This is a genomic window from Brevibacillus sp. HB2.2, assembly GCF_013284275.1.
GTDB classification, from domain to species: Bacteria; Bacillota; Bacilli; order Brevibacillales; family Brevibacillaceae; genus Brevibacillus; species Brevibacillus brevis_D.
Genome location: NZ_JABSUV010000001.1, coordinates 188,415 through 214,664, shown reverse-complemented (window position 1 = coordinate 214,664; position 26,250 = coordinate 188,415). Strand labels below are relative to the sequence as shown.

The window sequence follows — 26,250 nt, the reverse complement described above, 5'->3', positions numbered from 1 at the left end:
TCGGGCTCTTCCTTTTGCACTATTTAATGCCGAGGCTGCGTTTTTTTCGCACGAGCGTGGATATGTTCACTTGCAGTTTATCCGCACACTGCTGCATGGTGTCTGTCTCCTTCAAGAGGCGTTGGATATACGCTCGTTCAAATCGTTCGACCGCTTCTTTTAGCGGCAACAGCTCATCCATTTTGGCAAGTTGGAGAGGCAGGGCTGTCTGTTGCGTATTGCGAATGGACGACGGTAACTGATCAAAGGTAATTCGCCCATTTTCACACATGTGAAAAGAGCGTTCTACCACATTTTTCAGCTCGCGTATATTCCCTGGCCAGTCATAATCCATCAGCGCCTCCAACGCATCTGTTTCGATGCGCATTTCTTGCTGGTACTTCCATTCGAGCTTTTTCAAATAGTAGAAAATAAGAGCCGGAATATCCTCGCGGCGCTCACGCAAGGCTGGTATGGTGAGAGTTAGTACGTTTAGCCGGTAGAACAAATCCTGCCGAAAACGCTTTTGTTCGACCATCGCTTCCAAATCGCTATTGGTAGCAGCGATGATACGCATGTTAACCTGACGCGATGTTTTCCCCCCGAGTCTGCGAATCCGCCCATCCTGCAATACATTTAAGAGCTTTACCTGTAAAGGAAAAGGGAGGTCTCCAATCTCATCGAGAAAAATGGTTCCCCGATCCGCCAGCTCGAACAATCCTTCCTTTGACTGACTTGCCCCCGTAAAGGCTCCTTTCTCATAGCCAAATAATTCTGACTCGAGCAAATGCTCGGGAATGGCCCCACAGTTAATCTTGATAAATTCGCCAGTTCGCCCGCTTTGAGCGTGAATGTAGTTCGCCATGACATCTTTACCGACACCAGACTCGCCTAGCAAAAGGATAGGAGAGTCGTTCGTCGCAAAGCGCTTGGAGAGTGAAGCAATTCGATGCATGAGCCCACTGCGATAAATAATCTGCTCGTCAAAGTCACCATCGGTTTGGATATGTTCCAGAGCCCTTTGATACGCCGAACTGATTTGACGTGTTTCCTCCAGCTCCTTCTGAAGCTGATTCAGCTCAGTGACGTCGCGCACATTTCCCACTACAAACAATAATTCCTTGTTTGGATCGAGCAGCGGGGTAGCTGTATTGATCGCTTGCCGACCGTTTGCATAATCGATGACAACACTATGGGTTTGTTTCGTCAAAATCGTACGTACAGCAGAAGAGTCAGGAACCAGATGCATTTCTTTTTGCTCCATGAAGCTGAAATTATTCAAAATGTCGGCGGGAACTCCCGTGATGTTCAAGTACGCCTCATTGTAAAGCAGAACGTAGCCGTTACGGTCACAGATCGCCAATCCGTCGTGGGACGTACTGAAGATGGTCGTCAGTAATTTTGCGAGTTCATGATTGTCACTGGCCTGAAAATACTTGGTTTGATACATCGAAGTCCTCCTCAGTAGGCTTGTAAACGGAATAATCAGAAATAATCATCGGTGCGCAAGTTTGCATATGCAAAAATGATCATTTTCGAATTGTGCTGTTGTGAAATCGCTTTCAAATGTTTGGCATGCTACTTGCTTTTCTATAGGGACGAAAGCAGAGGCAAGACGAATCAATATCACATGATCGAAAGACACCGTGGTGTTTTTCATCGAAAAAGCGAGGGATGTTTCCATGTCTTCATTATATCAGGTATTGAGTCCAGCGGGTGAGCTGGTAAGCGATCTCAAGGGGCGATTAGACGAGGCGACGATGATCAAGATGTATGAAAATATGGTGTTGGTTCGGCAGTTTGACCGCAAGTCGATTAACCTGCAACGACAAGGAAGAATGGGGACGTATGCTCCCTTTGAAGGGCAGGAAGCTTCGCAAGTAGGCAGCGCGATGGCATTAACACCTGGAGATTGGCTTTTCCCAACCTACCGAGACCATGCGGCAGCGATTGTCCATGGTCAATCCATGGCAAGAGTGTTCCTCTATTGGATGGGCCACATGGAAGGGAGTATCAGCCCGAAACATTTGAATATCATGCCGCCATGTGTACCGATTGCGACTCAAATGGTTCATGCAGTAGGGACTGCTTGGGCGAGCAAGCTGCAAAACGAACAGCATGTTAGCATTGCCTACTTTGGTGACGGAGCAAGCTCAGAGGGAGATTTCCATGAGGCATTGAATTTTGCAGGCGTATTTCAGACGCCGACCATTTTCTTCTGCCAAAACAACGGCTTCGCGATCAGCGTTCCGTTTTCACAGCAGTCTGCATCGAAAACGATTGCACAGCGTTCGGCCGCTTATGATATCCCTGGGGTTCGGATAGACGGCAATGATATCTTCGCTGTTTGGCTGACCATGAAAGAAGCCATGCAACGTGCGTTGGAAGGGAAGGGACCGACGTTGATCGAAGCGGTGACATTCCGCTATGGCGCACACACAACCGCAGATGATCCGAAGAAATACCGGGATCAAGAGAGTTTGTCCGAGGAATGGCGTCAAGAGCGCGACCCACTCCAACGTCTGCGTGTGTATCTGGAGAATCAAGGGCTGTGGAATGAGACGAGGGAAGATGAGCTGATGGCACGCGTGAATGAACAAATCGATGCAGCTCTTGTGGAAGCAGAGAGCTATCCGAAGTCCAAACCGGAAGAAATGTTCAAGCACGTCTACGCTGAACCATCGTGGATGGCAACGGAACAAGAGAGCGAGCTCGTCAAGCCATCGAAGCAGGAGGGAATCCCAGCATGAAACGCAAACTGACGATGATTCAAGCGATCACGGAGGCCATGGATCAAAAATTGGCAGATGATTCACGCATCATGCTGCTCGGCGAGGATATTGGCGTGAATGGTGGTGTGTTCCGGGCGACGGAAGATTTGGTTCACAAATACGGTCCGGATCGTGTAGTGGACACGCCGCTAGCCGAGGCGGGAATCATCGGGGCAGCGATCGGTCTTGCCATGAACGGGAAAATTCCTGTGGTCGAGATTCAATTCCTTGCCTTTATTTACCCAGGCTTTGAGCAAATTGTTTCTCATGCTGCACGCATGCGCTATCGTACTCGCGGACAGTACCATGTCCCGATGGTCATACGCACGCCGTACGGGGCAGGGATTCGCGGTCCGGAACTGCATTCGGAGAGTGTCGAAACGTTTTTTGCTCATGTACCGGGCTTAAAGGTTGTGGCACCAAGCACACCTTATGATGCAAAAGGCTTGCTGATTGCAGCAATAGAAGATCCTGATCCGGTTATTTTTTTGGAGCCGACCAAGCTCTATCGCGCATTTAAACAAGAGGTTTCGGAAGAAATGTACCGTGTGCCCATCGGAAAAGCGAAGGTCGTCCAGGAAGGCTCGGATGTATCTATTTTTGCTTGGGGAGCGATGCTTCGTGTCGCAGAGGATGCGGCGAAACAGATCGAGCGCGAAAACGGCTTGAGCTGCGAAGTCATTGATCTGCGCACTCTTTATCCGTTGGATCGGGATTCGATTATCGCTTCGGTCAAAAAGACTGGACGCGCAGTTGTCGTACATGAAGCCCATAAAACTGCTGGGTTGGGTGCAGAGATCATTTCCATCATCAATGATGAAGCTTTGATATACATGAAAGCTCCCGTGAAACGGATTACCGGATTTGACGTCCCTGTCCCGCAATTTAGCATTGAGGATGACTATTTGCCAACGGCTGAACGCGTGAAGGACGGAATTATGGAAACGGCTACGTTTTAAGAGAAGGAGCGAGTCATATGGTTGAGTTCAAGCTTCCGGATGTGGGAGAAGGTATGCATGAAGGAGAAATCGTAAAAGTACTGGTTCGCACAGGCGAATCCGTTCAACAGGATCAGCCACTGTTGGAGGTGCAGACAGACAAGGTGAATGCCGAGTTGTCTGCGCCAGTGACAGGCATCATTCGTGACATTTTCATAGCAGAAGGAGAAACAGTAGAGGTCGGAACTACCCTTCTCGTGATCGATGCAGGTACAGAAGTGGAAGTAAAGACGGAGACAAAGCATCCAGAAAAGGTCGTAAACCCGGATAAGACAGTCAATTTTACTCCAGCTCGTGCTGATCACCGCCGCTCATTGGCCACGCCGTACGTTCGGCAGTTAGCGCGGGAAATGAAGCTGGATATCGAGTTGGTCACAGGTACAGGAGCAGCGGGACGTGTGACGGAAGAGGATTTGCGCCAATTCGCCAATCGATTGCAAAAATCAGCACCAGCTAAGTTTCCGACATCGGCTACTGGCAATGAGCGCCTGTTGGAAGCAAGTACAGTAGCGGTTGAGACGGAACCGGTTGTTCAGCCGAAAACAGGAACCGCTACTCGTGCAGCCACCTCGTCGCAGGGAGATATCGAACGGCTACCGTTAAAAGGCATCCGGAAAAAGATTGCCGAGCATATGGTGAAATCAGTCACAATCATCCCGCATGTGACATCTGTCGATGAGTTGGAGATGGATCAGCTGCGTGCTTTGCGCGAAACGTTAAGACCACATGCGGAAAAACGGAATATCAAGCTGACCTTCCTTCCGTTCTTTATCAAAGCGCTGGTCATTGCACTAAAGGAATTCCCGACGCTAAACGCATCGATTGACGAACGTACGAATGAAATTTTGCTCAAGCGCTTTTACCATATTGGCATTGCAACCGATACGCCTGAGGGCTTGATCGTACCAGTCATCAAGGATGCAGACCACAAATCGATTTTTCAACTCGCTGAAGAAATTGATCAACTGGCACGCTTGGCTCGCGAAGGCAAATTGACTATGGAACACATTACAGGTGGCACCTTCACGATTAGCAATGTAGGGCCAATCGGGGGACTGCAAGCAACGCCAATCATTAATCACCCGGAAGTAGCGATTATCAGTTTGCATAAAATGGAGAAGCGCTGGGTCGTACGTGAGGATGAAGGCGTTATTCGCTGGATGATGAACCTGTCGCTTTCGTTTGATCATCGCCTGATCGATGGCGTGACGGCAGTACGTTTTACCAACCGGATCAAGGAGCTGCTGGAAGATCCGAATCTATTGTTTGCGGAGATGGTATAGATGGTAGTCGGCGAAGTAGCAGTCGAAACAGATGTAGTTGTCATCGGTGGTGGGCCAGGAGGTTATGCAGCCGCTATTCGTCTCGGACAGCTGGGGAAATCGGTTGTTCTGATTGAAAAGGAAGTACTGGGTGGGGTTTGCTTAAATCGCGGATGCATCCCGTCGAAAGCCTTGATTCATGCAGCAGGCGAATACCACAAGCTAAATAGTCTAAATAAGCTTGGAATCCAGCTTCCGACAGGGAAAGCAACCTTCCATATGCCGAGCTGGCAGACGTGGAAGTCTTCTGTCGTTGCTCAATTGAACAAAGGGGTCGATTATCTCTGTCAGGCCAATGGGGTTACAGTCGTGAAGGGAACAGCGACATTTCTCTCGAGTGATCGGATTGGCGTAGAGACGGGTGGCGATTTTGAAACGTACAAATGTAAACAAGCGATTATTGCGACAGGATCACGTCCATTCATTCCATCGTTTTTAAAAACAGATGGAGAATATATTCTGGATTCTACTGATATGCTGGCATTGGATGACGTACCGGAAACACTGGCCATAATCGGCGGCGGCTATATTGGTATGGAGCTCGGGATGGCGTTCGCCAAGCTTGGATCGCAGGTGACCATCATTGAAGCAAGTGAGCGTATTTTGCCGCAAACAGCCGCCCATCTCTCTCAGGAAGTGCTCAAGCAGGCGAAACAGCTCGGGATGACGGTCAAGATCGCGACAAAAGTAGAGAAGGCTGAGGTAGCGAACGGAAGAGTCACACTCGTATGCACTTCGGAAAAGAACGGTTCCGAAAGTATCACTGCACATAAAACCCTCGTCACTATAGGGCGAGTGCCGAACACAGGTGAACTCGGACTTGCGCAGGCGGGAGTAGAAATGGACGAGCGCGGCTATATTCCCGTGACATCGACTGGCAGTACGAACAAGGCGCATATTTATGCCATCGGCGATGTAACACCTGGCCCTGCGTTAGCCCATCGTGCGGCGAAGCAAGGGATTGTGGCAGCCGAGGTGATCGCAGGGCTGCCTAGCAGCGTAGATTCCCCTTTTGTACCTTATGTGATTTTTACTGAGCCACAAATAGCTGGTGTGGGGATGACACGCGAAGAGGCAGAGCTTCAAGGATACAAGGTCAAGGCAGCGACCTTCCCTTATCGAGCGAATGGCAGAGCACTCGCCATGGATGAAGGAGAAGGTTTTGCTGAGGTGATAGTGGATCAAGAAAGTCATTTATTGTTGGGAATGCACATTGTAGGTGCTGATGCATCGAACCTGATAGGGGAGGGCGTACTGGCACTTGAGCTTGCTGCGCGTGTAGAAGATGTGGCGTTAACCATGCATCCGCATCCCACTTTAAGCGAGGTATGGCTGGAGGCTGCCGAAGCGGTGTTAGGCCATGCTATTCATATCGTAAACAAATCAAAAGTAGCTGTGAGCAAATAGAATGATCGTGAAACCTTAAAGATATGTGACGGATCTTCATGACAATGATCTGCCTCGGAGCCTATCAAGATTGGCATTTGCATGAATGTGCTACGCTTGAATTAATCTCGTGCAAAGGATGTGTGGTCATTATGAAATTGAATCACGTCAATCTTACCGTTACGGATGTTCCAGCTGCTGCGGGTTTCTTGGAGAAATATTTTGGCCTGAAAAAGTTAGATACGTCGGAGGATGCTCGTGGCGATAATTTTGGGGTCCTATTTGACGATAACGGCCTGGTGTTTACCTTGATGAAGGGTACCGAAGTCCAATATCCCAAGACATTTCATATCGGCTTTATCCAAGAGAGCGAAGAGAAAGTAAATGAAATCAATCAACGCTTAAAAGAAGATGGTTACAAAGTAGCGTCACCAGTAAGAACGCATGGTTGGACGTTTTATGTGAAAGCTCCTGGTGGTTTTACTGTTGAGGTACTTGCGTAACGCGTATACACATAGTTGAAAGCCTTCTTTTTCTCATGAGAAAAAGGGGGCTTTCTTTTTTCTTGTTTTAACATCCGGTAAATCAGAAGGGGTGGGCGATAAAGTTGCAACGCCCACCGTGGCTTCGATAGAATGATATTTTTTATATCTTCAGGCTCTCTTTCTTTCCATAATGGAATCCCAGGTGATAAGCACGGTCCAATAGCTGCTCGATATGCGCAGGATTTTGCGCCAAGGTGTCATAAAGGAACTCAACCCTCGAATCGCCGATTCCGACGTAACTGGAGATTCCGACATTGAGGTGGTGCGCCATCATTTGGTCATAATTTCTTTTTTGAAAGTGATCTTCTGGAGCAGCTGCGAGACCGATCCACAATGCATGTTTATGATGCAGCTTGCGTGAGCCATAGGCAAACCCGTTGTTCCAGACGCGATCGATGTATCCTTTTAACATGGCCGGCATGCTGAACCACCAGATCGGAAAAATAAAGGCTAACGCGTCGTGTTTTCTCATGCGCTCCATTTCAATCTCGACCTCTTCGGAATATTTCTTATCTCCATTGTTCCAATCTGGCTCATCTTCCTCCCATAAAACAGGGTGAAAACCACTGCGATGCAAATCCAGAACTTCAACCTCATGTCCTGCATCCTTTAGGCCTTGAACGAATCGTTCTGCAACGGCAAAGGTCAAGGAATTGGTTCGTGGATGGGTAACAACTGTCAGTACTTTCATTTTTCAACACCCTCTATCTTTGTAGTCATTTGTATGTCAGATGGGCGTCCATCTTCTAAGGTGCTGGTATATCCGAATGATGCACCATATAATGGAAAGTGAAAAGTACGCACTTTTTTGTGCTATTGATACCAAAAAGTAACATAGGAACAAAAAGGTTCCTGTAAAAATCGTAAGTAATAGGGGAGGATAGCCAATCGATGAAACCAAAGCTCAAACATACATACCAAATTCCTTCTGAAGCAACACTAGTGTTCTTTGAAAATAAAGTGTTAGACTACCGCTGTTGTCATTCATGGATATCGGTTGGATTTTTTTCTAGAATTACTTTATTCTAATGACGACTTTTCCCTTGGCCCTTCCGCTTTCCAGGTAATTAAATGCTTGATCGGCATCTTTCAAATGATACACCTTATCAATAATTGGCTTAATGAGACCTTCTTCAATAAATTCCTTTAAAACCTTCAATTGTTCTCCGCTTGGTTTCATAAAAAGGAAGTGATACCTCGTTTGGCTCTTCTTCTCCTGGGCTTTGATCTTACGGCTTACGATGGACAAAATTATTGTTTTCATCCAACCCAATTTCGCTTCTTTTCCAAATCTGCCGTTTGGCATGCCGGAGATGGATACGATTTGTCCGCCTGGTTTCAGTATGCGGAATGATTTTTCCAAGGCTTCTCCACCTAAAGTATCAAAAACAGCGTCATATCCGGTAAGCATTTCTTCAAAATTCTCTTTTTTATAATTAATAATTAAATCGGCCCCCAACGATTTGACCAATTCATAGCCTTTTTCGCTTGCTGTTGTGGCTACAAAAGCGCCCATTAGCTTGGCCAGTTGGATGGCGAAGGTTCCTACGCCTCCCGAACCAGCGTGAATCAAAATTTTTTGGCCTTTTTGAAGGTTTAATATATCAACAAAAGCTTGGTAAGTCGTAAGTCCAATCAGCGGTAACGATGCTGCCTCTTCAAAGGTTAGACCCTGCGGCTTCAGCCAAATATCATCCTCATGAACAGCAATAAATTCGGCTAATGTTCCGATTCGGTTTTTGCGGGGTCTCCCGTAAACTTCATCTCCGGGTTTAAAAGTATTCACACGATCACCAACTTTGACTACAACACCGGAGAAATCATTTCCTAAGATTAGAGGAAACCTGTAATTCAACAGGAATTTCATTTTCCCTTCCTTAATCTTAAAATCAATAGGATTTAAGCTGGCTGCATGAATTTCCACTAGAACATCATGTTCTCCGATAGTAGGCATTGGTTGTTCGGACATCACTAATGGAACATTTTCCCCGTATTTCTCAATGATCATAGCCTTCATTTCAAATCACTTCCTTTACGATTATTGGTTTAAACTAATGAACCAATTGTGCATAATAAGTTTTTCCCTACAGTATTTCCTTCAGGTCTTAGGGTCATCGGATAAATTGCATGCGTATTCAACGGAAGTAATTAATGATTTGAGTTGTTCAAGAGGTTTACGGACAGTTAATACATAATAGTTTTCTACACCTTTTTTTTCGGCTTTAATGTAACCAGACTGTTTCAATACCTTTAAATGATGGGATACAGCTGGTCTAGACAAATTCATATGGCCTGCTATCGTATTAACATTGAGTCCTAATTTGTTCTGCGCCAACAGCATAATAATGGCTTGACGGTTTTCATCCGTCAGTACTTCCAATAATGGGATACAATCTTTAAATTGTTGTAGAACATGCTCGGTTTGTTGGCTCATTCAATCCACCTCTTTTGTTCATTCGTTTAATCCTTTGAACGTAATTATAACTATTTTCTTAACAAAATCAAGCTAAAGGCCGAGGGTTTCAAGATTTTTCAAAATTGTAGGCTGTTTTTATACTTCAATGTGCCTGGTTAATTAGGATCGATATGCATTTCAAACTAATCGTTTTAGGTGGCCCTTGATTTTATGTGAGTTATACTACGACCCAAACGAACGAGCGAATTGTAGAAACAAATGCCGGACATTAGCCAAAAAATCCTGACACAGCAGCTTCGTGAGCTAAAAGAGGATGGCATCGTCATCAGGACCGTGTACAGTCAAGTACCGCCAAAGGTCGAGTATGAATGGGGCGAGATTTATCGGTTCCTTCCAAGGATGCTTTTCAAGAGCATCGGGTGGATAAGGTATGCCATCCGTATCCATAATAATTGACAGTTAGCGGAAAATACGATAGCAGACAACTACGAATTCGGGGGTGTCGACATGAAAAGGCTGCGACTAATTTCGTTGATGCTGATTGCAATTATGGGGATAAGTGGATGCAATTTTGGAAAACCGAATGTTCCGGAGGGAGTAGAGGTTGTACCAAAGCCAACCTATGTCATTGGAAGTGAAGTCATTCTAAAAGCGAATCATGCTCCGGGGATGCAGGGGGCTAAAGCAAAGATTGTGGCGGCATACGATACGACGGCCTATAGTGTTACCTATACGCCTACAACAGGGGAACCACCAGTGAAAAATTATAAATGGATCATTCAGGAAGAGATCAAAAATCACATCAAGCAGCCGTATGATCCAGGAACAGAAGTCATTCTGAAGGCTGATCATGTGAAAGGGATGTTGGATGCAACAGGGAAGCTCGATACTGTGGAATCCACTACGGTTTATATGGTCGATTACACGCCCACATCGGGTGGTGGAGAGGTTAAAAATTATAAATGGGTGACGGAAAGCGAGTTATCGCCAGTCAAATGATTGATACCCATCCTTATTTGAAAAAAGGCAGCCCGTGGCTTTTCAACGCCAAAGCTGCCTTTTCAGGTTTTCATTTGATGCGATATTGATACGAGCTGTTTGATGTTACACGCGACGAGACTTCCACTTAGCGAGCATTTGATTGAGAGATTCGCTGTATAGCTCAATTGCTTCCAGCATCTCATAGAATCGCTTCATAACTAACTCACTTTCCTTCAAATTTTCAATTTGCATACCTTTTTCTATGATATTCTTTAATGATAATATTCGCTCTAAACCCTGTATAAACTCTTCCTCAATTGCGTCTGGTGCCACGATGTAATAACTCACACGGTCGCCTGTCACACTCTTTTTTTCCGCGATTCCACTTTTTAAAAGAATGCGCATATTGGTAGATACACTGCCTAGACTGACTTGCAATGTAGTGGCAATCTGTTCGGATGAAAGGGGTTCCTGCGAGACCATCAACAGTCCTATAATCCGGCCAGCAATTCTGGATAATCCTTGATTTTCGTGATGGAGAGCCATTTCTTCAATCAATTGCATCGTTTCCGCGGTTAATTTGTCCAACTTCATGACTCCTTTTTCCTCGTTTTGCCCGATTTCCATGCTTTTGTCTATTATACTATCAATAGTCATCGCTTTCTTCAGAAAATAACAAAAGAAAATGCGCCTGGTCTACTGACAGGCGCTCACATCATTCCTTATTCTAGTGGCGTGGCAGTGCTATCATTGGTTTGACGAAGATGCTCCATTATCATCAAGGCGGAACCTAGCTGGACACCGCACAATTCGCGCAGCGGACGCATCGACCAGTTAAAAAAGGTGAGTAGCTCTTGTAAGCCTTGATCCAGCCATTTTTCTGATTCTGCTCGAATCTCTGAAAGGGTGATGTTGTCGGGCTGGGCATCCAGCATGCGGATCTGCATGCTGCAGCAGCATAGAGAAGTCCAGAAAGTGCGTAGTTTCAAGTCAAACATTTCAGCTACTGTTGCGAAGCGTGCTAAAGTTTCATCACTTTCAGCTGATTTTAAATGATGGGCTCGAACTTCCTCCATACCGATCAGAAAATCCTCTACAGATCGCTGAAATTTGGTTGGGATCGTTATGAATGCCTGTGCACTTTGGTACTGTTTGGATAAGAATGCAAAATGCTCACCTTCCAGTTTGGCTATATCCAGCGTAGCATCCTTGTAGCTATGAGTGGTTTCAGATTTATCTCCCATCCTTGGATCCGTAAACAACGATATTTCTGAAACTAGGCAAAAGGTATTGTAACGTGTCCCAGCATAATCGCGGGATGAGCCTCCCATGAGGATTGCTTTTGCAGGGTCTTCTCCAGTAGGCAGGACGCTATGGTAGTAATCGTACATAGCAGACAGCTCAGGTAGCTGATAAAAACCGGGTTGGATAGGGGGCATGAATGGTGCCTCTGGTTCGCCGATCATCAGCGGTAATTGATGATCATGGGTCAGTTTTACGATCTGTTGGCACAATGCGTCGGGAAGAGGCGTCGATACATAATAAAACGTTCCCGTTTGATCGGAGCTGTGCAAGCTGTTGAGGAAATGCGGCTTGGCTTCATCAATCGCCCGCATAAATGCTACGGTTTCAGGAATGGGCTCGCTGAAGCTCAACGTTTTATACGCATACGGGAATGTCCATTCAACTTGCTCGAGCATACTGGGACGATAGTAGCTGCGGATGTAACGATCTGGAGAAAATGGGCCGTGGTACCAACCCTCATTCAGTCGGCAACCATCTACATCGATTTCTTTGATGATATAGAAGGTATAATCCATTTGCTCTAATAGGGCAGAATCCTCACATAGCTTTTTGCTGAGATACTCTAGCGATAGAGCTCCAATCGGTTCATTTGGATGGGGACAACCGACAAACAGCGCGCGATGCTGGCCATTTCCAATTCGCAGCATAAGGATGGGGTGTCCTTCTGTTGAGTGACCGATGGTACTGAGCGTAACAAGATGTGGATAGGCGGCTGCTAATTCACGGGAAGAGGTGTCCAATTCTTCAATAGTTAGAAAATGTGAGAAATCAGGCATTTCTTGCAGCAGTTTTTGAATGAAATCAGTCAAGCTACTCACTCCTTTTGAAATGGATAAGAATGGATGAAACAAAAGAGATTCCTGCACCTACTAGCAGCAGGGAAAAACCGGCTTGAAAGGAGTACGCCTGAATAAATGCGCCCATCGCGATTGGTGTAAAAATACTTGCCAGCTTTCCTCCGGTTAACAGAATTCCAGTAGCAGTGCCCATAACATCTGAGGGAATGAGACGCATGGTAAGTCCAATAATAGGTTGAGTGGTAAGGGATAGAAAAAACAAAGAAATAGACTCAAACAACATAAACAGGCTGACATCGTCAGTTAGGATCATAAGCGTAAGGAAAATCGCTGAGACCAGAATGGACGGAATGACCATCGTTCGAAACTTTTGATAAAAATAACGGTCATATAACCAACCTCCTGCCAAATAGCCAAGCATGGAAATGAGAAGAGGAAGCGATGCATATAAGCCAGATTCGGTAATAGCGAGATGTTTTTCCGTTGTTAAGTAGGTAGGTACCCATGTCATGCATCCAATCATCACGATATTAATTCCGCTGAGCATACCTGTTAGTTTCCACAAATACCTGTTACGCAAAAGAGATAGGAAAGGGATAGGTTTCGATTTTGATACTGAGCTTGAAGATTGCTCCATTACGAAAGGACGGGGAAGGAATATCAAGAGAATGGGGGCCAAGAGCAGGCCAACTGATGCTGTAATAAAAGTAGCTTCCTGCCATCCCAGTACCGCAATCAATGGTGCTACGAGAAAAGGGGCAAGTCCAGACCCAATTGGTTCCGCTGATGAAACGACGGATAATGTGGTCGTGCGGATGTTTGCAGGTGTTCGTTCGGCAATCGCTTTTAACATAGCAGGCATTAGTGGGGCATCGATAAACCCCATCAAAAAACGGACAAGGAGTAAGGCTGCAAAACTTGTGACCGCTCCTGTAAGCGCAGTCAATATTGCCCACAATACCAAGCTGATCACAATAATTTGCTTCGATCCTCGTTTATCAGCAATGATCCCTCCCGGAATGGTAAAAATCGCGAAGCCTAAAAAATATACACTCATGATCGCACCTTGCTCCACTGGATTCAAATGAAATTCCTCTCCAATAAGTGGTAGTGCAATCATGATGCTGTACGTGCCAAGAACCCCTACGAGTATAGTGATAAACAAGAGCGCAGCACTAATCAAAGCAGACTTTTTCATGTGCATCACTTCCTAAAAGATGTTATGTGTATTATCTTAATTAAATTCAGTTATTTTAGTCAATACTGAAATTACTGAATTTAATTCTGTTTGGAAAACGCAGGATAGCTTTCCTTTCAAATAACGAAAACGACCTGTGGGTTGCGCGGATGGTTTTCCATCGTGCTACCTACAGGTCGTTTCATGATCTCATTTCGTAACAGATTGTATCCGTTATGATTAGTACTTTCTTGTGAGAATTCGAGAATGCTCTCCATCTACAGTGATTTCCCAGCCTCTTGGGATTTCATAAGCAAAGGCTGGCGAAGGGTGCTTGACCGCTTCAATGCTGGATTCAGTAGGGATACTGGTGATATTTACGATTTGTTTTTCATAGAGACTTACATTTACCACGACCCAGCCATACGGTACAGGCACCCCGGTACCGACCCATTTATTCTCCAGCTCTTGAGGTTGGTACCGTTTTTTATTCTCATTTCTGATATCGATATAAGCCTGTCTCTTGCTGTTATAACCTCGACCGATTTCTACCCAACCAGAAGGGATGTTAAAGCTCAAGCTTCTTTCTACTTGCCCATAATTAGCGCCAACAATATATTTCGCTACTTCATATCCAAGCTGTGTTCCACGATGTGGCTCTTTTTCAATCGAAATCCATCCATTCGGAAAGAACGTATCGTATGCCACTACTAACGTATCACCGTACTTCCAGTTTCCATCAAAGATATATTTTTGTGGACGGGCGTTAGAGTCTTTTCCTTTTCCTACCGCATCTGCTGCTTGAGTCGGGACGAACAAGAATGATGATGCCAAGACGAGAATACCCAAACCTCTTCCTACTTTTTTCATAGCTTAACTCCTCCATATGAATGCAATAAGTAAAAAGAATTTCAATAATGAGAATTCTGAGTTAATTTGAAACTTCCTGCTTTATATGGAAAAAATTTCTTGTCGAAAAATTGTCGAGCGAGAGGATTGTTCCAAGGAACACGTGTTTTCAATAGAAGCTACAGTAAAAAAACGGAAATATGTCTTGTTGAAAGGTGCAAATGATTATGATATGATGCTGTTAATTTAATGACTGGAGCTGAAGAGTATAATGGATAATTTTCTTGCTTAAAAAATAAAACAAACAGCGATATCTTTCGCGTGTTTTATTCTTTATGTGCAAGAAAGTTACGTATACCTCTTCACTCAAACAATATATCCTTATCTAACTCCTTTTTTGAGTTGGATTTGCTGTATTTATTTGAGCTACAAGAGAGTAACTTTCTTGTAGCTTTTCTATTTTTTTGCGTACAGGAGGATGATTGTATGTCATTAATCAGTGTAAATAACTTAACGTTTGCCTATGAAGGCAGTTTTGATAACATTTTTGAAAATGTGAGTTTCCAAATCGATACGGATTGGAAATTGGGCTTTACGGGAAGAAACGGGAGGGGGAAAACGACTTTTCTCAACCTGTTGCTTGGTAAGTATGAATACAGTGGAAAGATTAGTGCTCAAGTCAGCTTTGAATACTTTCCTTTCCGAGTCGAGAACAAAGAATATCTTACCCTTGATATCGTTCAAGACATTGTCCCGGACTATCAGCTATGGGAATTAATGCGCGAGTTCTCCCTCTTAAAGGTTTCAGACGATGTTCTATATCGTCCTTTTGAATCTTTGTCTAACGGGGAGCAAACGAAAGTGATGTTAGCCGCCTTATTTCTAAAGGAAAACAGTTTTTTGTTAATTGATGAGCCAACCAATCACCTCGACATGCATGCAAGGGAGCTCGTCAGTGATTATCTCCATTCCAAAAGCGGTTATATTCTGGTGTCCCACGACCGCGCATTTCTAGACAACTGTGTCGACCACATCCTGTCCATCAACAAGACGAACATTGAGGTGCAAAAAGGGAGTTTCTCCGATTGGTGGGAAAATAAACAGAGACAGGATAACTATGAGCTCGCTGAGAATGAGAAGCTCAAAAAAGACATTAAACGCTTGTCGGACGCAGCCAAACGCACAAGTAACTGGTCGGACGCTGTGGAAAAGACAAAAAATGGAACATTGAATTCCGGTTCCAAATTAGACAAAGGGTATGTTGGCCACAAGGCTGCGAAAATGATGAAACGCTCCAAATCGATGGAGCAAAGACAGCAATCCGCTATTGATGAAAAATCGAAGCTACTAAAAAACATTGAAAACCAGGAAAGCTTAAAGATTGCACAGCTTGCTTATCACAAAAATCAACTGGCCGAACTGGAGAAGGTCTCGATTTCTTACGGAGAGAAGCTAGTTTGCGCAGATGTCAGCTTTACGATTGACCAAGGAGAGCGTATAGCGCTGTCAGGAAAGAATGGTTCAGGAAAATCCAGCATTCTCAAGCTCATTTGCGGGGAGAACATTCAACATACGGGGACATTCAGAAAGGGGAGTCAACTGAAAATCTCGTATGTTTCTCAAGACACTTCCCATTTAAAGGGCAATCTCACTGACTTTGCCCGGGACAATGAGATTGAGGAAAGTCTGTTTAAATCGATTTTGCGCAAGCTGGACTTTTCCCGTGTGCAATTTGAGAAGGATATCTCTGCTTTTAGTGGCGGACAGAAGAAGAAAGTACTCATTGCGAAAAGTCTTTGCGAGAAAGCCCATCTTCATATTTGGGATGAGCCATTAAACTTTATTGACGTCATTTCTCGCATGCAAATTGAAGAGCTGCTCCTTGAACACTCGCCAACGATTCTTTTTGTGGAACATGACAGGGAGTTTTGCAATAACATCGCTACAAAAATCGTTGAATTGTAGTTGGATAAAAAGTCTCTAAAAAAAGAAGAAGGTGGGGAAAACCGTTTTGGTTTCCTCACCTTTCTAATTCGTTCGTAAAGCAGGGTACACGAAAGCCTTTAACGTAACGCCTGTAAAGGAACATCCGGAAGCCTTTGGATGACCGCCACCACCGTAATGCTGGGCGATCACAGACAGATCTACGTCTTCTCGGATCGTTCGAAAGCTGATTCTGCCTTTCCCGGGATCGAGCATCGCGACAAAATCAATCATTTCCGCATTTTTACATAAGAAATTGCCTGTCGTGGAGTGATATTGTTCGAGGAAAACTACGCCCACTTGATACGTTTTTGGCTCGTCTAAATCAATCTCTACCGGAATTAGCTTCATTTGCTTCAGCTTTTTATGCTCAAATTCATCGATGCGCTTTTCTTCTGTATAGATGAGGATCGATTCTACTTCGTCAAATACGAACTGATCCGTATGAGTACCTTCACCACGCAAGCGTCCCAGCACATTCTGAATAAACCTGTCTCGCTCGACCATATAGAATAAAATGTTTAGTTGATTGGCTTGTACCGTACCGGTTGCATCCCAGTCCCACGTATCAAAGGCACGAACCAGCTCCACATAGTCAGAGAGAACGCCTGTAGGAGTCAGATATCCCTGGTTTACCAGATAATCATAATAAAGGCTCGTTGCCGAAGTCTTTTTCCCTGATTCTTCCGTAATAACCTTTGCCCATTCGTACGTGGAAGCCAACGGCAAGGCAGTTGGGTGATGATCGATCAAGACAAATACATGTCCCTGATCGACCTTTTTCTGAATGAGCGTTCCGACCTCGTTATTGACACTTACATCGGTAATCACGACATACATATCGGGGGTAAGCTCTTCTTCGAGAAACTTTTGAACTTCTTGATTGACAGTGTAAGGAGTCACTCCGCGGTAATCGACTTCTTGATTGGAAAACGCAATTTGACTCAGGATTGCACAAGATACGCCATCCAGGTCCTTATCACTGAAATGAATGATTTTTTGATGAGTCATGAAGTATCTCCTTATAAAATGAGTCCGTCGTCCAAATGGTACTGCCTTCTCTCATCTTTCCCATTCAGGATGGCTTGCTTGCACGAAGACAACAATTGGTGATTATTTGCAAGGTTAATTTTATTGTAATATAATGCTTTGGTCAAAAGCACTCCACATCTCGTTCAATCACACGGACGTGTTCGCGTATAACAGTGGAGAGAATATGTAAAAGGTAATGCGTTTTGACGAGAGCACCCAAGAGGTGGAGAAGGACAAGAAAGAGGCTTTGGCAGTTGAATTCAACTACGCTGAAGTAACGACAAACACTTTGCCAGCGACTGTTCATACAGATAACAAAACAGAAGTAAAGGCGAAGACACTATTCTTCGTATTGAGCGGAGACAACAAAAACCATATGTTTGATTCAGAAGATGGGAAAGCTTATGGAACGGCACCGTTGCATTTGACCGAATCCACTGAACTAACCGAGCTGTTGAATAAGTAAGCGAACGAGCCAGACTGTCGAGCAACCGGCAGTCTTTTTTCTATTCATACTGCCTGATCAAAGAAAACCCTCTTGATCTTTGGTCAATCGATCAAGAGGGAAGGCATGACAAACTATTTCCTTTTTTGATCCGGTTCCGACTGCAAGACAGTTAACGTCGTATCTCCATCGGTCTCCACCAGGTGCTTCAACATAGACAGCTTATTGTTCCAAAACTGCTCGTAAAAGGAAAGCCACTGCTTTACTTCGGTCAGGGGACCGGGATGCAAACGATAGATTTTCTCACGACCAACCTTATGTCCCGTAACCAAATCTGCGTCAGCAAGTATATGAAGATGCTTGACCACAGCCGTTCGGCTAATGGGGAAATGAGAGGTAATTGCTGAGATCGGCAATTCTTTTTCAGCTAGCAAGCGAAGCACCTCTCGACGAGTAGGGTCAGCGATCGCTTGAAATACATCAACCTTTTCTGCTGAGGCAGACATTTAGCCTTCCACAACCTTTTTCAGACGCTCATGAACAATACCAACCCAACCCTGATTCATCTTCTCGCGAATCATTGCGCTCTTCGCGTTTGCTTTTTCGATGATCTCATCTGCCGCTTTCCATCCACCATGAATGAGGGTAAACTCTGTTTTATCGCCCAGGTCTTTTAAAAGAAAAGAGACAACCCAACCGTCTGTATCCCAAGCAAAAGAAAGGCGATGTGGTGCTTCTACTTCCAGCACTTTGCATGGAGAAGGGCCAAAAGGGGATTGGATATGAAACTCATGACCAACTACAGGCTGAAAGTCATTTGGCATAAACCAAGCTGAGATGGCGTCCGCAGTGGATACCTTCTCCCATACCTTTTGAATAGGGGCGTCGAAAACGATGGTTTGCTTAATATCTTCTACGGCTTGTTGATTGTTCTGTTCCACGATAAAATCTCTCCGTTTCGTAGTGAAAAATATAACACCTTTTGGTTTTGCTTTTATGATGATATAACACCTTTTGGTTTTATGTAAATGGTATTTTTCCCCCAATTCATAAAAGATATTCGTCGAGGAGTACGCTAAAAATGTGCGAATGTGCTCCTATCTTGCATGAAAAGGGTATAATAAATTGGCAAAATGTATCATGCGTACAATTACCTCCATTCAAATAACGCCAATCGATAAAAGGAGATACAATGACTGACAAAAAAACAACAATCGAACCGGGATGGAACTTCGAGAACAGCTATACAACGCTGCCAAAATCGTTTTTTTCTAGGCTCAATCCACCGCCTGTACGATCGCCGAAGCTTGCCATTCTCAATGAACGTTTGGCAAAATCACTAGGGCTGAATGTCGAAGCTCTGCAAAGCGAAGAAGTCATAGCCATGCTCGCGGGAAATAAAACCCCGGAAGGTGCAATGCCTCTCGCTCAAGCATATGCGGGGCATCAGTTTGGCCATTTTACCATGCTAGGCGACGGTCGGGCTCTCCTGCTTGGTGAGCAGATTACGCCTACAGGCGAGCGCTTCGATATCCAACTGAAAGGTTCAGGCAGAACACCTTATTCACGCGGCGGCGATGGTAGAGCAGCCCTGGGTCCGATGCTGCGCGAATACATCATTAGCGAGGCCATGCATGGACTCGGCATTCCTACGACTCGCAGCCTTGCAGTAGTGACAACCGGCGAGTCTGTCTATCGCGAATCCGAGCTGCCTGGTGCCATTTTGACGCGTGTCGCAGCCAGTCATATCAGAGTAGGCACGTTCCAATTCGCGGCAAGATTTTGTTCCATAGAAGATCTCCGCGCGTTAGCTGATTACACATTGCAAAGACATTTTCCAGAGATCGAGGCAGAAGAAAACCGCTATCTGCTTCTACTAAAAGGGGTCATCCAGCGGCAGGTAGCGTTGATTGCCAAGTGGCAGCTTGTGGGCTTTATCCACGGGGTCATGAACACCGACAACATGGCGATCAGCGGCGAAACCATTGATTACGGCCCTTGCGCGTTCATGGACACCTATGATCCTGCAACGGTATTTAGCTCTATTGACGTTCAGGGCCGCTATGCTTACGGAAATCAACCATACATTGCTGTGTGGAATCTTTCTCGTTTTGCGGAAAGCTTATTGCCGTTGCTGCATGAAAATGAAGCGCAGGCAGTGAAAATAGCCGAAGATGCCCTTGCCGAATTTAGCAAGCTGTATCATAGCAATTGGCTCACAGGAATGCGGGCAAAGCTCGGTTTGTTTAACGAAGAGGAGCAAGACGAAGCGTTGATCGAGGGTTTGCTCAACATGATGAAGGAGCACCGTGCAGATTATACGAATACATTCCGTGCTCTCACGCTTAATCAACCAGAAGAGACTGTGCTGTTTGGCACGAGCAAATTCACGGAATGGCATGAGCAGTGGAAAGCACGACTAACGAGACAGCCAGAAGACACCGACGCGGTACAACAGGGAATGAAAAAGAACAACCCGGCAGTCATTCCGCGGAACCATCGGGTAGAAGAAGCATTGGAAGCAGCATGGAAAGAGGGCGACTACACGGTGATGGAACGGCTCCTGACAGTCCTTTCTGATCCCTATGCGTACACGCCTGAACAGGTGGAATACACGACTTTACCAGCGGAATCAGCACGTCCTTACCAAACGTTTTGCGGTACCTGATAGCACGCAATCAGAGTCCAACGATTTTTTACACGTTGGACTCTTTTTCCATACGTCCGCTCTGCGCTAAAATATGGAAAGCTGAAGAAAAAGGAGAATTCCTTTATGGATAAAAAAGCAAAGCAAATCTTGATGAAGACATTTTGGAGCAGCAACGGCTGGAAGAGTCGCCCATACGATTTTTCGGGAGCAGATTTTGAATACGCAAAAAGCAAAGGTCTCATGTTTGACCCGCTAACGATCAGTCACGAGGAATGCATAAATAAAATCATTGCTTTGCATGAAAAAGTGACAAAAGAGCAAGTCGCCACAGCGTTTTTGCACAGTCTCTCGACGCGAAAGGTGTACCTGCGCAGCGCATTGTCTAGTTGGTCCTTGACGGAGCATTTGACGGCTCATACGTTTGAAAGTAATGCAGGGAAGTATACAAATCCAGAAAACGGTACCTATTTTGCCATGTACGGGGACTGCCATAAATGCGACCGTTACTATATCGCTGGGCGAGAGCTATATACCGACGAAGATTTGAATGTCCTGAATTTTGAAAGAATCAAGTGGGGCGGCATTCGCCTGAACTATCTACCGTACCTCATGCTTGATCTGGAGCTAGTAAACAAAGAAGATAATCTTACGGTACAGGAAGAAGATGTAGCCATCCTCCGTCAGGTGCTAGCCATCATCGCCAGCAGTGAACCAACTGATGCGGCTCGTCAACTGGAGAAGCGCCTCCAGGGTGTCTTTCCATCTAGCAAGAACGAACGGGATGTCTTCATGGAAATTCTTGCATCCGCTGGGATCTTGGCTCCAAGCAAGGACAGACCAGGGCGTGGCGGGAAGAATGACTTTTTCGCCGTCGTGAATTGGCGGGGGGAAGATAGCTATTCCGAGCAAGCTGTCCAGAATTTCTTTGGTCCGTGGCTGTAAAGAACGGAAAATCTAGGAACAAAGAAGGGTGCCATCCATACGCGAAGTGTGTATAATATTGGAAAAGCATGTCGAATAATTTGTTTTCATTGAAAGGAGGTGAGATATAAGTGAAAAAGAAATTAATCGTCCTGTCAGGCATTGCGGGCAGTGGCAAAAGCAAGTGGGCGCAAGAAATTGCCAAAAAGGAACGAGCTATCATCGTGTCTACGGATGAAATTCGCCAGAACTTATTCGGTGATGAGCGAAAACAAAAAAAGTCAGCGCAAGTATTTTTTGAGGTTTATTCGAAAATCGCAACGGAGCTGGCGAATGGAAGGAACGTCATTTTAGACGCAACCAATATTGACAGAGAGAAGAGAATGAAGGTCCTGGCCAAATTTCCCGATGTCCAGAAGGAATGCTATTACGTCGATGTTCCCTATTCCGTTTGCCAAGAGCGCAATCGATCCCGAAAGAGAACCGTAGACGAATACATCTTGGCGAAGATGCGGAAGAACTTCCATTTTCCGATCAAGAATGAAGGCTGGGATCACATTCATCTTTTGCACGAGCCAGTTCCTTATCCCATTGAAAAAGAAGAGTTCGTTCAATTACTTCAAAACGAACCTTCCTATGAAGAACTGTTCGATAGGCTGAATGCCATTCCGATCTTCAAAGAGATGTATCAATTTAATCAGGAAAATCCTTACCATCAGTACCCTTTGTGCAAGCATACCTATCATGTTTTCGATTATGTAAACGCCTTTTACACGGAAGATGACAAATTTCTCATGCAAGTGGTCGCCTTGTTTCACGATACAGGAAAACCATTTTGCAAAACCTACAAGCCGATGAAAGGCCATTACTCCTACTTCGGACATGAGCATGTATCTGCGCAAATTGCTTGCCATTTCTTAAAAGAATTAGGATTCGACGATGATTTTATCTTCGAAGTCGTCAACCTGATTCAAATGCACATGAAGATTAACTACGGAACGCAACAAGATATTTCCGAAATTTATCATTTGTTGGGCGAAGAGTACCTGTGGAAGCTGTACTTCTTCAAGGAAGGAGATGCCTATGCCAAATAAGGAGGTGAATAACGATGTTGAAAAAATATCCGAGAACCTTTCATTTACCCTGGTCAAGAAGTAGAACCGACGATGATAAAATCCTGCGAACGGTTTGTCATTTCGAGGGAAAAGAAGTAGTCGTGACAGAAAAGCTGGATGGAGAAAATACCACGCTGTACCGAAACCATATCCATGCACGGTCACTCGATAGCAAAGATCATGCATCCAGGCATTGGGTAAAGATGCTGCACGGGACGATTTCGTTTCATATCCCGGAAGGCTGGAGAATATGTGGGGAAAATGTATATGCGCTGCACTCCATCTATTACGGACATCTAACGAGCTATTTCTACGTGTTCTCGATCTGGAATGAAAACAATGAATGCTTGTCGTGGGATGAAACGGTAGAATGGGCCGAACTACTTGGCTTGGAAACAGCACCTGTCTTGTACAGAGGGATTTGGAAGGAAGAGACCATAAAAAGTTGCTACACCAAGCTATCTGTCTTCGGTGGAGAGCAGGAGGGGTACGTGGTACGAGTAGCGGAGAGGTTTCCGTACGAAGATTTTAAACACTCTGCCGCCAAGTTTGTGCGCAAGAATCATGTGCAAACCGATCAGCACTGGTTGTCGAAGCCAGTCGTTCCAAATGGGATAACACAAACCTATTAAAGACTTTTGAATAGAAAGGAATGAGAACGATGTAATTTGCTAAGTGGCATTGACCGTCTACTAGAGTATCCAAATTTCATTTTGGCTATTGTTAAGACAGTCATGATATGGGAGGCACGAAAGATGAGCGAAGAAATGAACGATGAAATGATGTCAGTGGGCTGGGATGCCATTGATCAGGAGATGAGAAAGATTTATGGAGAGCAGGAGCCCAAACATTACGGCACGCTTATCTCGTATGCGCTGGGTGGAAACGATCCATTGGATGGAATCAGCGCCTATATATCGGACGAGCCTAACCCGCATTGGCATTTTGTCACATATGGATTTACCGAGTTATATGAAAAAGAGTCCGAAAATGAAGAGGAAAGCGGTTTTGGCTTTGAATTGACGTTTCGATTGGCACGAAAGGACGACGAGGAAGAACCGCCTGCCTGGGCGCTGAATCTGCTTCAAAATATGGGGCGTTATGTATTCAACACGGGCAATGTGTTTCAAGCAGGTGATCATTTGGATGCAAACGGTCCAATATGCTTGGGCGCCGATACCCAACTGACTGCGCTCGCTTTTGTGACAGACCCTCAGCTTGCCGAAATGGATACGCCGAATGGGCGGGTGCAATTCTTGCAAATGGTTGGGATCACAGGTGATGAACTCGATGCGATGATGGCTTGGAATACTCGTGGCGTACTTCAATCTGGCTTGCCGTACATGCCTTTCTACATAACCGATCTCGAGCGGGATTCTCTCCTTTGCCATTCTACGGTTTCTGATGCTGTTCAAAAAGGAATGGAACAAGAAGGCTCCAGTACGGCTTATTTGTTCGTCAGCCAACTTGGATGGGAGCCTGGAAAAAATGGCTTCTTGAAAAAAACGCCTTCGACCTTGAGGCTGGGAGCTAAGCAAGCGGAAGTCATCGGAAAAATTCTCCGCGGACGTATGAGAAAAGGGGAAAGCCTGAGCCTTGTGGGACCTGATGTCCGCGTTGTATTTGAGGCAGGAGAGAAGCCAGCGTGTATTCCAGGAGAGGACGTCATTCGATTTGTTCTCGATGATGCGACAACGATTGCGATTACCAAGCAGTTGCTTCCAAAGGAAAGCAGCTTTGAGATTCCTTCCCTGAAAGGAATTGCCTTTAACATTGTGAAAACCAATATTACCGATAGCGAGGGCAATGTCGTCAAAGTCATCGGTTAAGGTGTTTTGGCAAGGAGGAGAGTTAGTTAATGAATCAGGCAGCAGAAGCATTTCTAAACGAAGTATGGACTTCCATCCAAGAAATTTATCAAAAAGAGAACCAGCGGATCAAAGAGATCAAAGACTGGAGTCTACTGCAGGCGGGGGTCAAAGACTACCTGAGAGTGGCGTGGAGAAAAGGAAAGCTCAATTGGGCCAATGGCAAAATCCACGTGGATGTCCATGAACCATTCAGCTGGAGTGACGACTCGTACAAATACGATGCGGGCTCTTATATCGAGGAGCTTACAGAGGAAATACTCATGCAAGAGTTTTTTCCTGCACTGTGTGATCGAATGGAATCCCTGTTCCATTCCGCCGACTATGATTCTCACTTTTTTAATTACCACTTCGAGCTCGTCTTCGAATTCGAGTGGAAACAATCGATGCAATGCCATTCTCGCCATTTCATAAACGAGCGAAAACGCGAGAGTCTAAAACAAGTACTGGATCAATTTATCGAGACAAAAATTAAAGCGGAGCTTCCTGTACGTCCGAAAGAAAGAGACGATTTCTTCTTCGCTCATTGTCTCGTCAATCCCGACTTGATGGAACAAAAGCAGGAGCTTATCGAACCACTCATCCAGCGTCTTAGCGAAAAGCTGCGCTCTAATAAAGAACGCAGTGATTCGTGGACATACCACTCTGCCTTGGCTTTAAAAGGCTGGGCTGATGAGCGTTTTTTAGTCAAGTTTTTCGATCGTACCGGGCATTATGGATTAGACTGGGTTTTGAAACCCGAGCAGGAGCGTCAGGAACCAAAAGCAGAGGAGCTGGACTTTTTCCTATACGTCGCTCTCGCAATAGGTAATAAGGAACCTGACACCCGGAAGAAGTTTTTGGACCTCGCTGTTCAGCTTGGCTCCAAGCGGGCTACGGACTATGTAAAACGTGGCAGCGGTCGCTTTGAAAACGAGTATAAAAGCAGTCTGATTCAAGCAAAAGCCAATGACGTTTTACAAGCGATCGACATCCGTATCGTGACTGAGGAAGAAGCCGCCTACGGTGAAGCCATCGATTTTATCAACGGACTCTTGCGTGAAGGCTTTCCGAAAGGGTACAAGCTCAAGCTGAAGAGTAGCGAAAAGCACTACCTGCCCGTAAAAAAGCTGGCGAAGTCAGGTCTCCACCAGTTTTTTGCCAATGCTTCTCGTTATCCTGCCTTATATCCGAAAATCGCCGAATATGCTGAGCTTGCGATGGAAGAGTTCGCATGGTACGGGGATGTAGAGCCTAGTGAGAAATCCGTCATGCCTGGCACCTATGCGGTATTGGCTCTCGGGTTGTCTAGCAGCGATTATTTTCCACTCTTTCGCCGCTATATGGAGCTGGTCGACACGGAGCATCAGTCTGCTCAGGACGATTTTGCCCTAGCTTTTATGGAGGCGCATGGTGTAACCGTAGAGAATATCCCCGTACTCGTCTCTTTGGTGCTTGGCAGTAGCGACTCGGCGAAGCCTTTGAAAAATATCAGCATTGATCGTGCCGAACTGGTGGATGCACTCATAGAGGAGCTTGCAGCGATGGAGGATTACCATCGGGAAAGCGTTATTTATCGCCTTTTCGGCGGGAACAAAAAGCTCGCACAGGTAGTAAAAAAGAAATCTTCCCCCCTCAAAGACAAGCTTGCCCAATTGCTAGCCTTGGTTGAATAGCTTCATTGACAATATTTGGAAGATTATGCTATATTGAAGGCAACTAATTAGAACG

General features: G+C 45.3%; 25 protein-coding genes and 1 pseudogene. 15 read left to right on the top strand and 11 right to left on the bottom strand.

Annotated elements, in window-relative coordinates; translation table 11 throughout:
• Positions 1 to 19: 19 nt before the first annotated feature.
• Positions 20 to 1,429, bottom strand: coding sequence for a sigma-54 interaction domain-containing protein (locus HP401_RS00760; protein WP_173603722.1), 1,410 nt, complete (start codon positions 1,427 to 1,429; stop codon positions 20 to 22).
• Positions 1,430 to 1,661: 232 nt separating this feature from the next.
• On the opposite strand from HP401_RS00760, the gene pdhA reads away from it, so the two are divergent.
• The 5 genes from pdhA to HP401_RS00735 all read left to right on the top strand — a co-directional run bounded on the left by pdhA (position 1,662) and on the right by HP401_RS00735 (position 6,959).
• Positions 1,662 to 2,729, top strand: a complete 1,068-nt coding sequence (gene pdhA, locus HP401_RS00755) for a pyruvate dehydrogenase (acetyl-transferring) E1 component subunit alpha (RefSeq protein WP_173603721.1) — start codon at positions 1,662 to 1,664, stop codon at positions 2,727 to 2,729.
• Complete coding sequence (locus HP401_RS00750) at positions 2,726 to 3,709, top strand: alpha-ketoacid dehydrogenase subunit beta (RefSeq protein WP_173603720.1); 984 nt, start codon at positions 2,726 to 2,728, stop codon at positions 3,707 to 3,709. The genes pdhA and HP401_RS00750 overlap by 4 nt, the downstream gene beginning before the upstream one ends.
• A 17-nt stretch (positions 3,710 to 3,726) precedes the next feature.
• Positions 3,727 to 5,031: a dihydrolipoamide acetyltransferase family protein gene (locus HP401_RS00745; protein ID WP_173603719.1), complete on the top strand. Its 1,305-nt coding sequence runs from the start codon at positions 3,727 to 3,729 to the stop codon at positions 5,029 to 5,031.
• A complete protein-coding gene (gene lpdA / locus HP401_RS00740; RefSeq protein WP_173603718.1) occupies positions 5,032 to 6,477 on the top strand; it encodes a dihydrolipoyl dehydrogenase in 1,446 nt (481 codons plus the stop codon).
• A 131-nt stretch (positions 6,478 to 6,608) separates the two neighbouring features.
• Entirely contained in the window at positions 6,609 to 6,959 is a 351-nt protein-coding gene (locus tag HP401_RS00735) for a VOC family protein (RefSeq protein WP_173603717.1), read from the top strand.
• Between the two features lie 142 nt (positions 6,960 to 7,101).
• Here HP401_RS00735 and HP401_RS00730 read toward each other — a convergent pair whose 3' ends face one another.
• The 3 genes from HP401_RS00730 to HP401_RS00720 all read right to left on the bottom strand — a co-directional run bounded on the left by HP401_RS00730 (position 7,102) and on the right by HP401_RS00720 (position 9,435).
• Complete coding sequence (locus HP401_RS00730; RefSeq protein WP_173603716.1) at positions 7,102 to 7,692, bottom strand: NAD(P)H oxidoreductase; 591 nt, start codon at positions 7,690 to 7,692, stop codon at positions 7,102 to 7,104.
• A 324-nt stretch (positions 7,693 to 8,016) separates the two neighbouring features.
• Positions 8,017 to 9,018: an NADP-dependent oxidoreductase gene (locus HP401_RS00725; protein WP_173603715.1), complete on the bottom strand. Its 1,002-nt coding sequence runs from the start codon at positions 9,016 to 9,018 to the stop codon at positions 8,017 to 8,019.
• 81 nt (positions 9,019 to 9,099) lie between these two features.
• Complete coding sequence (locus HP401_RS00720) at positions 9,100 to 9,435, bottom strand: ArsR/SmtB family transcription factor (protein WP_173603714.1); 336 nt, start codon at positions 9,433 to 9,435, stop codon at positions 9,100 to 9,102.
• A gap of 213 nt (positions 9,436 to 9,648) precedes the next feature.
• Here HP401_RS00720 and HP401_RS35665 point away from each other — a divergent pair.
• Positions 9,649 to 9,873: pseudogene (locus HP401_RS35665) on the top strand (winged helix-turn-helix transcriptional regulator); the annotation flags it as partial.
• A gap of 51 nt (positions 9,874 to 9,924) precedes the next feature.
• Positions 9,925 to 10,416 carry a YdhK family protein gene (locus HP401_RS00710; protein WP_173603713.1) on the top strand — a complete coding sequence of 164 codons (492 nt, stop codon included), beginning with the start codon at positions 9,925 to 9,927 and terminating at the stop codon, positions 10,414 to 10,416.
• A 105-nt stretch (positions 10,417 to 10,521) separates the two neighbouring features.
• Here the strand turns inward: HP401_RS00710 and HP401_RS00705 are convergent, their stop codons facing one another.
• The 4 genes from HP401_RS00705 to HP401_RS00690 form a co-directional block, all read right to left on the bottom strand.
• Complete coding sequence (locus tag HP401_RS00705; protein ID WP_254456965.1) at positions 10,522 to 10,992, bottom strand: GbsR/MarR family transcriptional regulator; 471 nt, start codon at positions 10,990 to 10,992, stop codon at positions 10,522 to 10,524.
• 128 nt (positions 10,993 to 11,120) lie between these two features.
• On the bottom strand, positions 11,121 to 12,521 hold the full coding sequence (locus HP401_RS00700; protein ID WP_309145105.1) for a M14 family zinc carboxypeptidase: 1,401 nt from the start codon (positions 12,519 to 12,521) through the stop codon (positions 11,121 to 11,123).
• The gene (locus HP401_RS00695) at positions 12,514 to 13,698 is read right to left on the bottom strand and encodes an MFS transporter (RefSeq protein ID WP_173603711.1); all 1,185 of its coding nucleotides are present in this window, start codon (positions 13,696 to 13,698) and stop codon (positions 12,514 to 12,516) included. Before HP401_RS00695 ends, HP401_RS00700 begins: the two co-directional genes overlap by 8 nt.
• Positions 13,699 to 13,917: 219 nt before the next feature.
• On the bottom strand, positions 13,918 to 14,547 hold the full coding sequence (locus tag HP401_RS00690) for a hypothetical protein (protein ID WP_173603710.1): 630 nt from the start codon (positions 14,545 to 14,547) through the stop codon (positions 13,918 to 13,920).
• 465 nt (positions 14,548 to 15,012) lie between these two features.
• On the opposite strand from HP401_RS00690, the gene HP401_RS00685 reads away from it, so the two are divergent.
• On the top strand, positions 15,013 to 16,491 hold the full coding sequence (locus HP401_RS00685) for an Lsa family ABC-F type ribosomal protection protein (RefSeq protein ID WP_173603709.1): 1,479 nt from the start codon (positions 15,013 to 15,015) through the stop codon (positions 16,489 to 16,491).
• A 63-nt stretch (positions 16,492 to 16,554) separates the two neighbouring features.
• Here HP401_RS00685 and HP401_RS00680 read toward each other — a convergent pair whose 3' ends face one another.
• On the bottom strand, positions 16,555 to 17,520 hold the full coding sequence (locus HP401_RS00680) for a DHH family phosphoesterase (RefSeq protein ID WP_173603708.1): 966 nt from the start codon (positions 17,518 to 17,520) through the stop codon (positions 16,555 to 16,557).
• A gap of 244 nt (positions 17,521 to 17,764) precedes the next feature.
• On the opposite strand from HP401_RS00680, the gene HP401_RS00675 reads away from it, so the two are divergent.
• Entirely contained in the window at positions 17,765 to 18,007 is a 243-nt protein-coding gene (locus HP401_RS00675; protein ID WP_254456964.1) for a hypothetical protein, read from the top strand.
• 113 nt (positions 18,008 to 18,120) lie between these two features.
• On the opposite strand, the gene HP401_RS00670 is transcribed toward HP401_RS00675, so the two are convergent.
• Both HP401_RS00670 and HP401_RS00665 read right to left on the bottom strand, forming a co-directional pair.
• Positions 18,121 to 18,492, bottom strand: coding sequence for an ArsR/SmtB family transcription factor (locus HP401_RS00670; RefSeq protein WP_173603707.1), 372 nt, complete (start codon positions 18,490 to 18,492; stop codon positions 18,121 to 18,123).
• On the bottom strand, positions 18,493 to 18,927 hold the full coding sequence (locus HP401_RS00665) for an SRPBCC family protein (protein ID WP_173603706.1): 435 nt from the start codon (positions 18,925 to 18,927) through the stop codon (positions 18,493 to 18,495).
• A gap of 251 nt (positions 18,928 to 19,178) precedes the next feature.
• Between HP401_RS00665 and HP401_RS00660 the strand changes: the two genes are divergently transcribed.
• The 6 genes from HP401_RS00660 to HP401_RS00635 all read left to right on the top strand — a co-directional run bounded on the left by HP401_RS00660 (position 19,179) and on the right by HP401_RS00635 (position 26,195).
• Positions 19,179 to 20,654, top strand: coding sequence for a protein adenylyltransferase SelO (locus tag HP401_RS00660; protein ID WP_173603705.1), 1,476 nt, complete (start codon positions 19,179 to 19,181; stop codon positions 20,652 to 20,654).
• A gap of 105 nt (positions 20,655 to 20,759) precedes the next feature.
• A complete protein-coding gene (locus HP401_RS00655) occupies positions 20,760 to 21,578 on the top strand; it encodes a hypothetical protein (RefSeq protein WP_173603704.1) in 819 nt (272 codons plus the stop codon).
• 110 nt (positions 21,579 to 21,688) lie between these two features.
• A complete protein-coding gene (locus tag HP401_RS00650) occupies positions 21,689 to 22,651 on the top strand; it encodes an AAA family ATPase (protein ID WP_173603703.1) in 963 nt (320 codons plus the stop codon).
• 14 nt (positions 22,652 to 22,665) lie between these two features.
• Positions 22,666 to 23,304: an RNA ligase family protein gene (locus tag HP401_RS00645; RefSeq protein WP_173603702.1), complete on the top strand. Its 639-nt coding sequence runs from the start codon at positions 22,666 to 22,668 to the stop codon at positions 23,302 to 23,304.
• A gap of 135 nt (positions 23,305 to 23,439) precedes the next feature.
• Positions 23,440 to 24,501 (top strand): suppressor of fused domain protein, encoded by a 1,062-nt coding sequence (locus HP401_RS00640; RefSeq protein ID WP_173603798.1) that lies wholly within the window; start codon positions 23,440 to 23,442, stop codon positions 24,499 to 24,501.
• Positions 24,502 to 24,530: 29 nt separating this feature from the next.
• On the top strand, positions 24,531 to 26,195 hold the full coding sequence (locus tag HP401_RS00635) for a DUF6138 family protein (RefSeq protein ID WP_173603701.1): 1,665 nt from the start codon (positions 24,531 to 24,533) through the stop codon (positions 26,193 to 26,195).
• Positions 26,196 to 26,250: the final 55 nt, after the last annotated feature.

Coding starts and splice junctions, on each gene's coding strand:
- HP401_RS00655 (WP_173603704.1), top strand. CDS start 20,760: ATGGATAAAAAAGCAAAGCAAATCTTGATGAAGACATTTTGGAGCAGC.
- HP401_RS00735 (WP_173603717.1), top strand. CDS start 6,609: ATGAAATTGAATCACGTCAATCTTACCGTTACGGATGTTCCAGCTGCT.
- lpdA (WP_173603718.1), top strand. CDS start 5,032: ATGGTAGTCGGCGAAGTAGCAGTCGAAACAGATGTAGTTGTCATCGGT.
- HP401_RS00745 (WP_173603719.1), top strand. CDS start 3,727: ATGGTTGAGTTCAAGCTTCCGGATGTGGGAGAAGGTATGCATGAAGGA.
- HP401_RS00645 (WP_173603702.1), top strand. CDS start 22,666: ATGTTGAAAAAATATCCGAGAACCTTTCATTTACCCTGGTCAAGAAGT.
- HP401_RS00680 (WP_173603708.1), bottom strand. CDS start 17,520: ATGACTCATCAAAAAATCATTCATTTCAGTGATAAGGACCTGGATGGC.
- pdhA (WP_173603721.1), top strand. CDS start 1,662: ATGTCTTCATTATATCAGGTATTGAGTCCAGCGGGTGAGCTGGTAAGC.
- HP401_RS00695 (WP_173603711.1), bottom strand. CDS start 13,698: ATGAAAAAGTCTGCTTTGATTAGTGCTGCGCTCTTGTTTATCACTATA.
- HP401_RS00640 (WP_173603798.1), top strand. CDS start 23,440: ATGAACGATGAAATGATGTCAGTGGGCTGGGATGCCATTGATCAGGAG.
- HP401_RS00730 (WP_173603716.1), bottom strand. CDS start 7,692: ATGAAAGTACTGACAGTTGTTACCCATCCACGAACCAATTCCTTGACC.
- HP401_RS00635 (WP_173603701.1), top strand. CDS start 24,531: ATGAATCAGGCAGCAGAAGCATTTCTAAACGAAGTATGGACTTCCATC.
- HP401_RS00690 (WP_173603710.1), bottom strand. CDS start 14,547: ATGAAAAAAGTAGGAAGAGGTTTGGGTATTCTCGTCTTGGCATCATCA.
- HP401_RS00720 (WP_173603714.1), bottom strand. CDS start 9,435: ATGAGCCAACAAACCGAGCATGTTCTACAACAATTTAAAGATTGTATC.
- HP401_RS00725 (WP_173603715.1), bottom strand. CDS start 9,018: ATGAAGGCTATGATCATTGAGAAATACGGGGAAAATGTTCCATTAGTG.
- HP401_RS00685 (WP_173603709.1), top strand. CDS start 15,013: ATGTCATTAATCAGTGTAAATAACTTAACGTTTGCCTATGAAGGCAGT.
- HP401_RS00760 (WP_173603722.1), bottom strand. CDS start 1,429: ATGTATCAAACCAAGTATTTTCAGGCCAGTGACAATCATGAACTCGCA.
- HP401_RS00750 (WP_173603720.1), top strand. CDS start 2,726: ATGAAACGCAAACTGACGATGATTCAAGCGATCACGGAGGCCATGGAT.
- HP401_RS00705 (WP_254456965.1), bottom strand. CDS start 10,992: ATGAAGTTGGACAAATTAACCGCGGAAACGATGCAATTGATTGAAGAA.
- HP401_RS00660 (WP_173603705.1), top strand. CDS start 19,179: ATGACTGACAAAAAAACAACAATCGAACCGGGATGGAACTTCGAGAAC.
- HP401_RS00670 (WP_173603707.1), bottom strand. CDS start 18,492: ATGTCTGCCTCAGCAGAAAAGGTTGATGTATTTCAAGCGATCGCTGAC.
- HP401_RS00710 (WP_173603713.1), top strand. CDS start 9,925: ATGAAAAGGCTGCGACTAATTTCGTTGATGCTGATTGCAATTATGGGG.